This window comes from Bacillus sp. FAU20 (assembly GCF_056033865.1).
The window spans coordinates 1-13,849 of record NZ_JBVYHY010000013.1 but is presented as its reverse complement, the minus strand read 5'-3'; the positions used below and the strand labels follow the sequence as shown (position 1 = coordinate 13,849).

The 13,849-nt window shown below is 32.5% G+C and carries 10 protein-coding genes and 4 pseudogenes; 6 read left to right on the top strand and 8 right to left on the bottom strand.

The features are described 5' to 3' along the window. Positions 1 to 19: 19 nt before the first annotated feature. The gene (locus tag AC0OM3_RS11295; protein ID WP_474211825.1) at positions 20 to 1,060 is read right to left on the bottom strand and encodes an endonuclease/exonuclease/phosphatase family protein; all 1,041 of its coding nucleotides are present in this window, start codon (positions 1,058 to 1,060) and stop codon (positions 20 to 22) included. A 539-nt stretch (positions 1,061 to 1,599) separates the two neighbouring features. On the opposite strand from AC0OM3_RS11295, the gene AC0OM3_RS11290 reads away from it, so the two are divergent. Beyond that, entirely contained in the window at positions 1,600 to 2,628 is a 1,029-nt protein-coding gene (locus AC0OM3_RS11290; RefSeq protein WP_474211824.1) for an endonuclease/exonuclease/phosphatase family protein, read from the top strand. Positions 2,629 to 2,666: 38 nt separating this feature from the next. Here AC0OM3_RS11290 and AC0OM3_RS11285 read toward each other — a convergent pair. From AC0OM3_RS11285 to AC0OM3_RS11270, 4 genes and pseudogenes are all read right to left on the bottom strand, one after another. Continuing rightward, positions 2,667 to 2,861 (bottom strand): annotated as a pseudogene (locus tag AC0OM3_RS11285) (Rpn family recombination-promoting nuclease/putative transposase); the annotation flags it as partial. A gap of 75 nt (positions 2,862 to 2,936) precedes the next feature. Further along, positions 2,937 to 3,485: pseudogene (locus tag AC0OM3_RS11280) on the bottom strand (Rpn family recombination-promoting nuclease/putative transposase); the annotation flags it as partial. A 133-nt stretch (positions 3,486 to 3,618) separates the two neighbouring features. Continuing rightward, on the bottom strand, positions 3,619 to 4,527 hold the full coding sequence (locus tag AC0OM3_RS11275) for an Rpn family recombination-promoting nuclease/putative transposase (protein WP_463713930.1): 909 nt from the start codon (positions 4,525 to 4,527) through the stop codon (positions 3,619 to 3,621). Between the two features lie 237 nt (positions 4,528 to 4,764). Next, positions 4,765 to 4,980: a hypothetical protein gene (locus AC0OM3_RS11270; RefSeq protein ID WP_474211823.1), complete on the bottom strand. Its 216-nt coding sequence runs from the start codon at positions 4,978 to 4,980 to the stop codon at positions 4,765 to 4,767. 418 nt (positions 4,981 to 5,398) lie between these two features. On the opposite strand from AC0OM3_RS11270, the gene AC0OM3_RS11265 reads away from it, so the two are divergent. Both AC0OM3_RS11265 and AC0OM3_RS11260 read left to right on the top strand, forming a co-directional pair. Next, positions 5,399 to 5,773, top strand: coding sequence for a CBO0543 family protein (locus tag AC0OM3_RS11265; protein ID WP_474211821.1), 375 nt, complete (start codon positions 5,399 to 5,401; stop codon positions 5,771 to 5,773). Positions 5,774 to 6,991: 1,218 nt separating this feature from the next. Then, on the top strand, positions 6,992 to 7,711 hold the full coding sequence (locus tag AC0OM3_RS11260; RefSeq protein ID WP_463713933.1) for an MOSC domain-containing protein: 720 nt from the start codon (positions 6,992 to 6,994) through the stop codon (positions 7,709 to 7,711). 333 nt (positions 7,712 to 8,044) lie between these two features. Here AC0OM3_RS11260 and AC0OM3_RS11255 read toward each other — a convergent pair. Further along, a pseudogene (locus AC0OM3_RS11255) lies at positions 8,045 to 8,893 on the bottom strand (AraC family transcriptional regulator). 353 nt (positions 8,894 to 9,246) lie between these two features. On the opposite strand from AC0OM3_RS11255, the gene AC0OM3_RS11250 reads away from it, so the two are divergent. Both AC0OM3_RS11250 and AC0OM3_RS11245 read left to right on the top strand, forming a co-directional pair. Then, positions 9,247 to 10,677, top strand: coding sequence for an IS4 family transposase (locus tag AC0OM3_RS11250; RefSeq protein WP_474211819.1), 1,431 nt, complete (start codon positions 9,247 to 9,249; stop codon positions 10,675 to 10,677). Positions 10,678 to 11,349: 672 nt separating this feature from the next. Further along, entirely contained in the window at positions 11,350 to 12,339 is a 990-nt protein-coding gene (locus AC0OM3_RS11245; protein WP_210627109.1) for an ABC transporter substrate-binding protein, read from the top strand. Positions 12,340 to 12,475: 136 nt separating this feature from the next. Here AC0OM3_RS11245 and AC0OM3_RS11240 read toward each other — a convergent pair whose 3' ends face one another. Both AC0OM3_RS11240 and AC0OM3_RS11235 read right to left on the bottom strand, forming a co-directional pair. Next, positions 12,476 to 12,844 carry a VOC family protein gene (locus AC0OM3_RS11240; RefSeq protein ID WP_210627110.1) on the bottom strand — a complete coding sequence of 123 codons (369 nt, stop codon included), beginning with the start codon at positions 12,842 to 12,844 and terminating at the stop codon, positions 12,476 to 12,478. A 21-nt stretch (positions 12,845 to 12,865) separates the two neighbouring features. Then, positions 12,866 to 13,336, bottom strand: a complete 471-nt coding sequence (locus tag AC0OM3_RS11235; RefSeq protein ID WP_474211816.1) for a VOC family protein — start codon at positions 13,334 to 13,336, stop codon at positions 12,866 to 12,868. Positions 13,337 to 13,487: 151 nt separating this feature from the next. Between AC0OM3_RS11235 and AC0OM3_RS11230 the strand changes: the two are divergent. Continuing rightward, positions 13,488 to 13,849 (top strand): annotated as a pseudogene (locus AC0OM3_RS11230) (hypothetical protein); the annotation flags it as partial.

Here is a 13,849-nt window from a genome sequence, read left to right as displayed (position 1 = left end):
ACGATGACATGTTTAAGTCCTAATATTCAAGGAGGATACTTACTGGTCTGTGGTCACTTGGCCGATTTTCACGAAAGTTTCCATTGTTTACTGTGTGATTATTATACTCAGCATGATGTATCTTTCCCGAATTTTGAACTCTTCGAAGCCCACTATCAGTTGAAAGACCTGGTGAAAGCAATATATGGTCTAGAAGAAGATGACTATTAGCTTCTCCTGTTACAAAATCATCAAATACAGCAGTATAGCGATCTTCAGGATTTTCATCATGCTGTGCATGATGAAAAATAAACTCAGGTTCAAATGTAGATCCTACCATAACATCAACAGTATTATGCGTTAAATAATTTCTTTCAAAATAATCCATACCTGGTCCATCATTAAGATCTCCAAGAATGATAATATTTTTTGTTAAATCAGCATGCAACATTCTGTCAACATACTGTCTTACTCGCATTGCCTCGGCTGAATTTCTTCTACGGTTCCTAAGAGCTTCATGTACATAATTTTGGCGAGTAGCTAAATTCTCCCACATTTCTTTTCCGAGGTTTACAAAATTTGATTTTGTATGAAGTACTATAAGTTGTAAGTGATGACCACCAATTTGAGTATTTATTACGAGTGGTAAGCGAGTGAACTCATATAACTCGAGCAATTCATCACCATCGATATCTGCTAGCCATGGATCAATTAAATTCTCAATTTCTAGATGTGGAGCTAACATTAAAGAATCAACTGCATTAGGTTTATAAAGTATTGCAAGCTTTTGTTGTCGTCCTGAATCCCCTAGAATAAATTTATAAATTGATTCCCCATTATTTGAGAGATAGTTTTGTATAAAGAGAGCCATTTCTTCAGGACGGCTTGGGCCCTCTTGTATTGCTAGTATATCTGGATCGATTTCCCGTATAGTATCTGCTACACGACTCGCGGTTTCATGAGTATTGCTTGTATGCCCATCTCTTGTAAATGTTGGTTTAAAAGCGACTTGCCCTGAACCATTTGTAAACCAATCATTCATCCATTCAATATTGAAACTAGCTATTTTGATTATAGGCATTAGATATGGTCTCCTTTCTAAACTAGGTGTAGTAAGTTATCCATAGTGATTTTGATTTACATCATGAAGTTACTGTGTCATCATCAACTTTCTTGAGGAATTCGCTTAGCTACTAACTCTCGTGTAATGCTCCGTTCATGTCGTGTATCGTTGGGTTTCTGTATATTGAATGGTTAGAACAATTTTTAAAAGAATTTCTTCAGTTAATGCTATGTTCATAGCATTGATTGGTCCGACTCGAAATCGAAATGCTTTCGGACATAAAAATAGCTGGTTATCTAAAATTTTGATTCCTTTTAAGTTCTCTTAGTTCAAATAATTTTATACTAGGGGATTCTTATTGAATGAATTATACATATACAAATTGTATAAAATTCCGAGTTTATTTTTCAGCAAACATGAGTAATTTAAGGATAATGATATCAATAAAAAATATTAGAGATTTTCCATACTATTAACATCCCCTTTATTACGGAATATGCTTGCTGTTATACACATGTCAGTATTACAAATTACATAACTAAAGAAGGTGAAAGCTTATGCAAATTCGCTGTGGGACATTTAACTTATATCAATTTGTTGAACCTCCTTTCGCATGGTATGAGACGAATAGCTGTTATTCAGCTGATGAGTGGTTAATGAAAAAAGAATGGATAAAAAAACAAATATCAGACATGAATTGCGATGTTATTGGTTTCCAAGAAGTATTCAGTACAAATGCTTTGAAAAACTTAGTTGAGGAAATAGGATTTACTCATTTTACAACAGTAGAATCTCCTGTTACAGATATTAATGAACCATTAGTATTTATAAAACCCGTAGTTGCTGTAGCTTCAAAATATCCAATACTCTCAGTTAGTCCAGTTAAAGTTCCCGATTCCACTACCGAAGAAATCCCCTTAGGAAAAACTTTCAAATTCAGTCGAATTCCTATAAAAGCTACGATACGTATTGATAGCTCTAGGGATATCGTTTGTTATGTTTCACATTTAAAATCAAAAAAAACAGCCATGAAAGATATCGTTTATAATCCTAGTGAAACATGGGATAATCAAATACTAGAAACTTTACGTGCACGTTCAATGGGACATGTAGCATCTTTACTACAACGGGGGACGGAAGCAGCAATCTTATATCATGAAATATCAGAAACTCTACACAATAATAAAGAACTTCCAATTATCTTACTTGGCGATTTAAATGATGATGAACACTCTATTCCTATAGAAGCATTAACAAATAGAGAAAAACTTTCAAAAATAGGAGATAAACCAATCCCTAAAGAGGAACAACCAATTGTCTACGATTATAAACTTTATGATGCTTTTGACTTAGCTCCAAATCAAAGCGGACAAAAAAGATTGCCTACACATTATTACGGAAAATTAGGAAATGTATTAGACTTTATTTTTGTATCTAATTCACTTAATGAGAAAAATAAAGAATACATTGGTCGAGTAAGTGAATATAAGGTGTTTGACAGGCATTTAAAATGTGATGATATTGAAAATAAAACACAATCTGATCATGCTCAAGTAGTTGCCACTATAAAATTTAAAGAAAATTAATACTCATTATAAAAGATGTAAATGCTGCAATGACAGTTCTCTGCATGAGCGAACTTATCGGCCTCATCTATAAGGGATTTTTCCTTTGCTTCATATGCTCGTCGGAAAGAAGAATCTTGATTCATACGTTCCCATTTATTCATTGCTTTTTGTAAAACAGGGTCTTGGTTCATCGCAATATCCTCCAATGTTTGGGTTAAGTGTTCATCTTCATTCACTGGTAGGAATAATAATCAACGAATAAACTAATAAATTACAACAACTAAGAAAACAGATTGAAAAATTCAATCTGTTTTCTCAGTTGTTTATTATGAATTTTCTCTCAAAATATGTTCAACTTCTTCTATACTTAATTTACTTGCTTTTGCAATCGTTTCAATTGGTATACCCAGTTCATGCATACCTTTAATCATTTGAATTTTCCCTTGTTGAACTCCTTCTTGGATGCCCTCTTGAATACCTTCTTTTTTCCCTTCATTACGAGCATGAGCAAACTTTGCAGCTTCATCCATCAACGTTTTCTCCCTTGCTTCATATGCCTGTCGGAAAGAAGAATCTTGACTCATACGTTCCCATTTATTCATTGCTTTTTGTAAAATAGGGTCTTGGTTCATCGCAATATCCTCCAATGTTTGGGTTAAGTGTTCATCTTCATTCGCTGGTAGTAGTAATAACCAACGAACAAAGGAATCTTCCCAGGGATTTACTTGTTCATTACGCCACTGTTGCATGAGTTTTGGGATCTCTACAATATGAATTTCTATGTCATCACTTAATACCTTCTGTTGTTGTTGATTCCATAGGATTCCTGTCGTGTGAAGTGCTTCGTATTTTGGAAGCATCACGAAGTTTAATATATAGGCAGGTAGAAACGCTGGTTATCATATTAATGAACCAAATGTAGGTTGGAAATATACACTTAAAAAATAATGGTAATAATCAACAAATAACACCTACAGATATATCCGTTGGTGTTATTTGTTAATTGATTTATGATTGTAAAATTTCTTGTATTTCTTCAATACGTAAATTTGTAAACCTTGCAATATCTTCTATTGGCATTCCATTTTTGTGCATACCACGAATAAGTTGCATTTTCCCTTCTTCTATTCCCTTTTCCATCCCTTTTTCCATTCCTTTTTTAATCCCTTGTTGCTCTGCATGAGCAAACTTTGCGGCTTCATCCATCAACGTTTTCTCCCTTGCTTCATATGCTTGTCGGAAAGAAGAATCTTGACTCATACGTTCCCATTTATCCATTGCTTTTTGTAAAATAGGGTCTTGGTTCATCGCAATATCCTCCAATGTCTGGGTTAAGTGTTCATCTTCATTCGCTGGTAGTAGTAATAACCAACGAACAAACGAATCTTCCCAGGGATTTACTTGTTCATTACGCCACTGTTGCATGAGTTTTGGAATCTCTACAATATGAATTTCTATGTCATCACTTAATACCTTCTGTTGTTGTTGATTCCATAGAGTTCCTGTTGTATGGAATGCCTCGTATTCAGAAAACATAACGAAATTTAACAAATTAATCGTAATTGTTTTATGGAGAGAACTATATGGCATTCCTTTTTGAAGTTGGGAAGTGTAAAGCCTTCCCCAATAATATAAACTTCTCTTAATCATATCATGATTATTATTTAACTGTATTTCCACATTTACCTTGGCTCCTGTATCTAATGTTGCGGAAATATCTAAAATCGATAATTTATCCTCTTCATGTTCTCGATGCAAGTGTGGGTCTTCTAATTGCAAAGAAACAATAGGAGATTCTAAAGAACCTTGTAACATTGCATTTAAAAACGCAATTAGAATATCCTCATTGCCACTTGTACCAAATAATTGTTTAAAAGCAAAATCAATGCGTAAATTCACTAATTGTTGGTTGGTCATGGGTTTTCCTCTCCCCATCTCATAATATGTGTTTCTTTCATTGTACAAAAAGGAGTGATACACATGCAAACAATCTCTTATTTCAACATACATAAGAGATTGAATAATTTTATAGGGATTTAACAGTGTGTATTTATTATAAACTTCATTTATTTTTCGTGTTTAATGAATGGAAATCTCTGTTTTAAATGTTTAAACGAAAAAGAAAAAAGTCTTGTTTATCACAAGACTTTTTCTTTATTTTGGTTCAATTATATATCGACTATCCTTTGAACTACATAAACTTGCAGTATCAATTTTCACGCGACATGTACCTAATCGTCGCCTTACTTCTTCTGACTGTAATTTTTCATTTGCTTCTTCTAAAGAGCTTGCTGGGATGATTGTAGATTGTAAGTTTGATACTTTGCCACCATACACTACTGAAAATTCTATTTCATATCGATGTATCATGGTTCCTTCACTCCCTTTGTTTTCCTTACAATTAACCCTGCGAATACAATTTTGAATACTTCATCTCTTAATAAAATATATGAAATAACTTTTAAAAAATTATTCAATTACTAAAAAACTTATATTAAAGGTTTATACGTTGGATTTCAGAAAAACGTTTAGAATGGTAACTTTTGAATAGATGTTTTACTTTGAGATTTATTATATTGAACATAAATGAGTTAAACAAAAAACCTAATATTTACTAGGCTTTTCACTTTATAAACTTGCAAAACAGTATGAAGGAGCAAAATAATGGGAAACTTATGTAGAAATTATGAGAGGGTGATTTAAAATATTATGGAATATTATTTTAGGGTTTATTATACCTTGGTTTTTAGGTTTATGGTTATATAAAAGGGAACCCAAAATCATTATATTGATTGCACCAATAGGAATAGCTGTAGCTTTTTTAATAAATGACTGGGGTTCTAATTATTTTTGGCAATTCAAACCTGTTTTTAGAAATGTTGCTTTATCTGCATTACCGTTAAATATAGGACTGTATCCTATCACAGTTTGTTTTTTTATTTATTTTATAGTAAAAGAGATATTTCATACTTTTATCCTTTTTTTCATATTCACCCTATTTCTCACTGGTTTAGAAGGAATCCTTTTGCATTTAGGAAGGATAATATATTTTAATGGTTGGAATATATTTTGGACATATATAAGCTATTTTGTAGCCATCTTTATTATTTATATATATTCTCGAATTTTAATGAGGTATCAAATTTTGAAAGATACAAACTAAGATCTCAATAACTTATAACTTTAAATAAGATTGATTATGTGAAAATAAAATCTATTTGGCCCACTATATCAAAAAATAAAATTGTACGTTTAGACATAATTTGGAGATATTTTAATCAGCTATTGTACGTAAAGAAGCATTTATCCAGAAAACCTTATGTTTATGAACAGAGGATAAAACTCAATAATATAAACGTTTTCCAAAAATAATTGTATTCAAAAAGTGTGTAAACAAATCAAAGTCAATTAAACTTATTTTTCACTTTCTGAACATATATTAAACATCAAAAAACGCTGTAATGATAAAGATTTGTAGTCCTTAGCATACAATTCCCCATAATAATATATTACTCCCAATTAACTTTTGCTTAGCTGCTATTTATATCGTTTTTACAAGTAAATTAAATTTACAATTTCTCGAATAAAAACCAATATTCCTTTAATACTAAGTTCAAGGTGTTTTTCCAAAAAGGCATCCCTTGTTGCAGTGTTTGTTAGAGCAGTTAATATAGATAACTGCTCTTTTTATTTTTCCTGATATTACAAAATGAAATTCTCATCAATGCAGTTGTATACTTTTTTAAATCTTGTCAAAAATATAACAAACCTGTTTTAGAACAAATTGGTTACCGAGTAGTTAGTTTATGCTAACTACTCTTTTATTGAATAAACACCCCTAATATGTTAATAATATTATTACACCAAGGTTGAATACGAATGACCATTGTGTTCTTCTTATTCACGGAGCAGTTAGCTTTTGCTAGCTGCTTTTTTTATTTTCTGGAAAAATACACTTATGAAATAGGTGAGAACTATACTATCTGTTTTATCTAATCTTATTGTTCAATACAGCAATGATACCTTTAAGTTAGACGATTTTTATAATGTTCCTTCAAAAGAAAATAAAGAAGATATAATGGATTGGTTGTCTCTACTATTGATTTAAACACGCTAAGAGTATGTAAGATTTTATACCGTTTTTTGGCTAAAACAGTAACAAACGAGAAACCTAAAACCGCGCCATAATAGGAATGTATAAAAAGATGCATAGAGTCATAGAAAAAGAAGAATTCCTTGTGAGAGTATGAGGACATCTTTCTCTTTGCTACCGATAATGAGAAGTTATGTTAACCAAGCATGTATACGATATTCATAAGGTAACTACTTCCAATTGATTATATAATTAAAGTATAAAATTATATAAAAAAGGGGTAGGGATATGATAATTGGAGAACTAAAAGAAATTGTAAGACATCCAATAAAATCATTTCGCGGAGAAAATGTTCAACAAACTTACATTGCATCCTATGGTTTATATGGAGATAGAAGCCATGCTTTTTTAGATGAAACAAGACCAGGAAAGTATTTAACCGCAACACAACTTCCTGAAATGATTGGTTATACGGCGAGTTTTATAGGAGAAGAATCTTTGGATACATATCCACCAATCAAAATCGTTTCTCCTGAAGGAAAAATATACAAGTGGGGAGATCAAGAGTTACTTACAGAATTAGAACAAAAATCAGAGCGTAAAATTAAAGATATACAATACTCACCCCAGCAAGTACCTCTAGGTGCAATTGAAGAAGAACATATATTAATTGTGACTGATACGTCATTACAAGAAATGAGCACTATGTGGGGACAAGATGTGAACCATAGGAGATTTCGTCCAAACTTGATATTCTCATTATATGAAAATATTCCTTTTGCAGAAGATACATGGTTTGGAAAATGCATACGTATAGGAGAAGTAGAACTAAAAATAGTAAGACACTGTGAACGCTGCATGATTATTACTATTGATCCTAACACATTAACATTGGAAAAAACTCTCATAAAAACTGTTGTACAAAAAAGAAATAATCATTTTGGAGTCTATGCATCAGTTATAAAACCAGGAAAAGTGAATGTTGGAGATTCTATCGTATTAGAATAACTTCCGATAACGATGCATAAAATTTTCGTTGGGGGGAATTAAAAACCTTAGCGTGATGGGCATGTGGCGAGACCCCACATCCATCAACTTAAGAATAATTAACTTTCTCCCAATTGTAAAAAAAGGCATCCTCTCTAAAGAAGTTAAATTAGACAGGATGCCTTTTTTTATGAATCTTCTGATTCAAAGTAAACTCTAATTATTTACATAGATATCTTACTCTTCAGAAGAGCTTGCTAGAAAACTAGCTTTTGTACAACGGAAAAGTAAATTTTCAGGTCATGATTTGGTTACTCAAAATATAAAAAGCCTCTTCTTTATTGAATTTGTATTTTATTTCGGTATAACAGGGACCCACAGTTCATGTCTAGGTTTATGTTTCGGACCGTAATAACATTCTATGCATGGTAAATTTGCAAGTTCATATTCAGAGGTTGGGACCCACTCAGAATATAAGCGTTTCCATGCATCCACTATGTTCGGAAAAACTGCCCATGTACTCGCAGGAATAATTAATGTTTCCATATCAGATGATACTTCTCCATCATATCTTACACCCATAAAGTAGGAAAACTCTTCATCTGTTATGGCAGCTTCTTTTCCACAAACCCCCAAAAGGCTTTCGAGTGTGCATTTTGGATTTTCCCATGACATATCTATTAATTCTTGCATAAATCCGTCCTTTTTCGCAGTGTTCCAAAGTGTAGGAATTTTTTTAAATGCGCTGCTTGTTTTTACGGGTTTACTCTTTCCCACAATTCTTAACTCAAAATCGAGGTTTTCAATTCTATAATCCATCACGTTACCTCCTTTAATAGAAATTTGGAAGGAAATTTTCGGAAAGGCTTTTAACTGCACTCCTTTATTACGAGCATTAGAAGGGGTTATTCCATGCATTTTTTTAAAAGCACGTGAGAAAGCATCGGAAGAAACGTAACCGTATTTAATCGCTACATCGATGATCCGAATATCACTTTTTTCTGAATTTCAAATGCTGAAAGTGTTAAACGTCTTCGTCTAATATATTCTGAAAGCGATACACCTGAAATTGAAGAAAACATTTCTTGAAAAATGAAACTCAGAGCAATTAGCTGCTTTTGCAATTTCCTTGTAATCTATTTCTTCATCCAAACTATTCTCAATGTAGTTCAATGCATTATTCATTCTTTCTAGCCAATCCATAAGTTTACTCCCTTTCAAATATTTACTTTAATACATAATAGATAATAATAACCGACATTTCATGCCTAAAAATGTCGGGACAAATAGTTCACCCCTAAATTGCATGTGAAATAAGAGTGAATTATTTGTTCTCTAGTGTTCATATATTCTTTTTATTTACTTCTATTATTTATCTTTTATATTTTTTATAATATTCTAACATATCTTATCAATTCTTTTATATTCTTATCTTTGTCTAGGTAACCTCTTTAGAAAGGATGATGTTCTTTGTCACTTAAGGTTTTAGACTATTTTTGAAGTTAAAAGCACGTTACTATTTTCTTATGTGAATAAGAAAGGGTGACGTGCTTTTTATGAAGGTGAATCAAAAACAAGAATTATCTTTATTCGCTGAAGAGTTATATCGATATATGTCTCCCGCTACACTTAATCAATTAGCTATAGAAGCAGGCGGGATGAAACGAAAACGGAAGTGCCATGGGCATCATTTTTTATCTTTGTGTGTATGGTTAAATCAACAAGTCGCTACTACCTCTCTTACTCAACTATGTAGTCAATTAGAAACTTCAACAGGAGTTTTATTAAGTCCGGAAGGACTTAATCGGCGATTTAACTCGGCTTCTGTAACCTTTTTTCGTACTGTATTTACTACACTTCTACAAGCTAAGATTGGAGGCGTATCTAAGATTTCTCATTCTCTTTCTTCCTACTTTGAGCGTATCCGCATCCTTGATTCTACAACCTTTCAAGTTCCAGATCGATTCGCAGCTATGTATCCTGGTGCCGGAGGATGTAGTCATAAAGCTGGTGTGAAAATTCAACTAGAGTATGACTTGTTGAGTGGAGAGTTTTCTGATGTGAAAATTGAACCAGGAAAACGAAGTGATCAGGCGTATGGTGCGACTCGAACAGACATGATACAAAAGAATGAGCTGTATATCCGTGACTTAGGATATTTTCGTCTACAAGACTTTAAGTCTATTCAAGACAAGCAGGGGTATTATTTATCCCGTCTTAAGTTACCGACTAAAATATATAGAAAAGAGTTCGAAACAGTCGTATTTAAAACAAAACCTCCTCAATTGAAACCAGTATATATACAAATTCATTTGGAAGACATTATGAAACAATTAAAACCTGGCCAAGTTTATGAATTACAAGATGTATATGTAGGGAGTAAAGACAAACTGCCTACTCGTATTGTAGTTTATAGATGTACCGAGGAGCAAAAACGGAAACGCTTACGTGACCGAGCTATTCGTGAAAAGAAAAAAGGGATTACATATACAGAGCGCACGAAGCTTTTACAAGGTATCAGGGTATATATGACAAACATTCCTACGGAATGGGTACCAAAAGAGAAAATCTATGACCTATATTCATTACGTTGGCAAATTGAGCTGTTATTTAAAATATGGAAATCTTGGTTTCAAATTCATCGTTGTAAATCTATTAAACAAGAGCGATTAGAATGTCATCTTTATGGGCAACTCATTAGTATTCTATTATGTTCTTCTACTATGTTTAAAATGCGAGAACTCCTATTACGTAAAAAACAGAAAGAACTAAGTGAATATAAAGCGATGTATATAATTAAGGATTATTTTTCACTTTTTTACCAAGCATTACACAAAAACACCCAAGAATTATCAAAGGTTCTCCTTCGTCTGTTTAACCTCCTACAGCATAACGGACGAAAATCTCATCGGTACGAGAAAAAGACAGTCTTTGATATTTTGGGTGTTGTTTATGAGTATACCACTTCTAATCATCAGGTAGCATAGTAAAAAATTGAAACCCGTCAGGGTTTATTTGATATGCCTACTTTTATAAAAACTACAAAAGATAATAAAAAATTACATGAAAAAACCACATTTTGTTTGAAAATATCCCTTAAGTTGATGGATGTGTGGCGAGACCCCTAATGCAAGATAATTAAAAGAAAAAGCTCATAATGCTAAAATTATGATTTCTAACATCTTCTTTTTTATTAAAAGTTAAGCACCCCAAATCCCCTTAAAAAAGTTGTATTTGGAATATTGTAACAAAATCAAAAAATTAGCTATTTTCGAGTTGAATTTTACTTCTAATAACGAAAATTATGTAAATAAGCTGTCCATATGGACAGCTTATTAATATTTTTGCTTAGCGTGTTTTTTCTAAAATGTTGGCGATACCTCATCACCATCAACCTAAGAAAAGCAAATACCCCAAAACGAAAATTTTATATTTCTACAGTTATTTATAAGAATTCAGCTCATTTTTTTGTTTTGGGGAAGAATGTATTTCTTAACTTGATGGCGATGGACGAGACCCCCTCTAGCTGGGTTTCTTATTTTTTGTCAGATATTTTAATGTATGTTCTAAACATCTGACAAAATACCATTGACAGTTTATTAATCTATAAAGCATTATTAATAATGAAAATCATTATTGAACTTATCGGGGGACTTACTATGCGTACATATTTAAAGACGACACTTACTTTATTGTCGGCTCTTTTCTTAGTGTTCATAGCTGCTTGTGGTAGCAATGAAGTGTCAAAAGAAAAAACAGAGTCAAAATCAAACACAGAACAAGGTTATACAGTTAAACATGCTATGGGTGAAACAAAGATCACAAAAAATCCTAAACGCGTTGTTGTTTTAACTAACGAAGGAACAGAAGCCATTTTATCCATGGGAGTAAAGCCTGTTGGTGCTGTGAAATCTTGGCTAGGAGATCCATGGTACGATCATATTAAAAGCGATATGAAAGCCGTGGAAGTTGTAGGGGTTGAACATGAAGTCAACTTAGAGAAAATTGCATCTTTGAAACCTGATTTAATTATTGGTAATAAGGTACGCCAAGAAAAGGTGTACGATAAATTAAGCGCAATTGCTCCAACAGTATTTTCAGATACACTAGGAGGTGATTGGAAGGAAAACTTTAAATTATATGCAAAAGCTTTAAATCGTGAAGAAGAAGGCAACAAAGTATTAAGTAAATTTGATGCACACCTAGAAGCTGTAAAACAAAAATTAGGTGATAAAGTAAATCAAGAAGTTTCTGTTGTCCGTTTCATGGCTGGAGCCTCTCGTATTTATTACACAGATTCTTTTTCAGGAGTTATTTTTGATCAATTAGGCTTTAAACGTGTGAAACAGCAAAAAGAGCTTTTTACTGCTAACAGTAAATTTGGCAACCTAGCTATAGATGTAGGAAAAGAAATGATTCCTAAGATGGATGGAGATGTTCTTTTTTACTTTACATATGCTCCAGAAAATGATCAAAAAGCTTTAGATAAAGCAAAAGAAATGACAAGCGATCCTCTTTGGAAAAATCTAAATGCTGTTAAAAATGGAAATGCACATGAAGTTAGTGATGCAGTTTGGAATACCGCTGGTGGTGTAATTGCAGCTAACAAAATGTTAGATGAACTTGAGAAAATTTTGCTTAGCAAATAAGGTTTCAAATTCTTAATCTTTTTATATTAAGGCCGGGGAGTATAAAAATACTTTCCGGCTTTTACTATTTTTTAATGGAGTAGCACCATACTTAAATCTAAATGTTGGTTTGTAATCACTTCGAATAGGACAAAATTCAATATGAAGTTAACCTTAAATAATAACCATCAGGGTCTACAATACGGAAATCCTTCATTCCCCAAGATTGAGTTTTAAGGTTAGATTCTACTGGATAATTTTTTTCTAATACATGTTGGTATAATTGTTCGATATTATCAAAAACTATGATAACCTCAACACCCTTACCTTTTGGATTAAGACCTCCCTTTTTTAAATAATGATTTTCATTAAGAATATAATCAGGAGTTAGTAATAAAGCAAAATCCTCTAGTTTAACCATCGCACCAGTCTCATTCTTTTTTGAGAATGCCAGACCAAGGATTTCCTCATAAAACCTAATAGATTTTTGCAAATCTTCGACAAATAGTTCCAGACGAAAGTGCATACTTACTCTCCTTCTCACTTATTATGATAAATCTTTATTCTCCAAATACTTTTCCCACTCACTCAAATACATTCTTTTTGTAATCTTATGTGGATTTTCAAGCTTACAAATAAGTTCTAAACTATTTCCATCTGGGTCATTAAAATGAATTTTAGCATGGGCATAATCGTTATGAGCCATTACAAAGGGTTCATGTGGATCAAATCCAAATGCTTCCCTCGGTTCATACCCTTTGTCTTTAAGCCATTTCACCGAATTCTTCAAATCATCCAAAGTGACTTGAAATGCTATATGTCTTATAGATGGATGATATTCAAGTTCTACTTTATCGGTTTCCCATAATCCTAACCAACTTTTGTCTTTTTCAATCCATAGAAAAGCTATTTTATCCTCTACACTATGGTTGAACTCCAAACCAAGATTTTCGTAAAATTTTATTGACGATTTTAAATTACTAACTGGTAAATGTGCTTCATACAGCCCTTTAATCATTTGATTTTCTCCCTTACTTTCTGTTCTTGAATATTAATATATCAATTAAAAAATAATATTGAATCCAATAAAAGTATTAAAATTCCATACATCTTTAGTAGCGGTGTAATATCATTTTTGTAGAAATATACAGAAAGGATGGAGTTGTTATATGAACGTTTCGGTTTCTGATAAACTACGATTATTTTCCGAAGAATTACAACGGCTTATGTCACCAAATACCCTAGAGCAGATAGCTAGAGAGATAGGATTTGTTCGACGAAAAAGTAAATATCGTGCACAAGATTTAGTAGCCCTTTGTGTTTGGTTAAGCCAAAATATAGCTCATACTTCATTGGCACAATTATGTAGTCGATTAGAAGCTAACACAGGCATTTCTATGAGTCTAGAAGGACTCAATCAACGTTTTAATATCGATCAGCGGCGCACGAAAAACGCGAAAGCGTTTCACGATAAATGCGAAAACCGTCACTTTGATACATGGGCAGTGGTGGTTATATACCGCTTTGATAC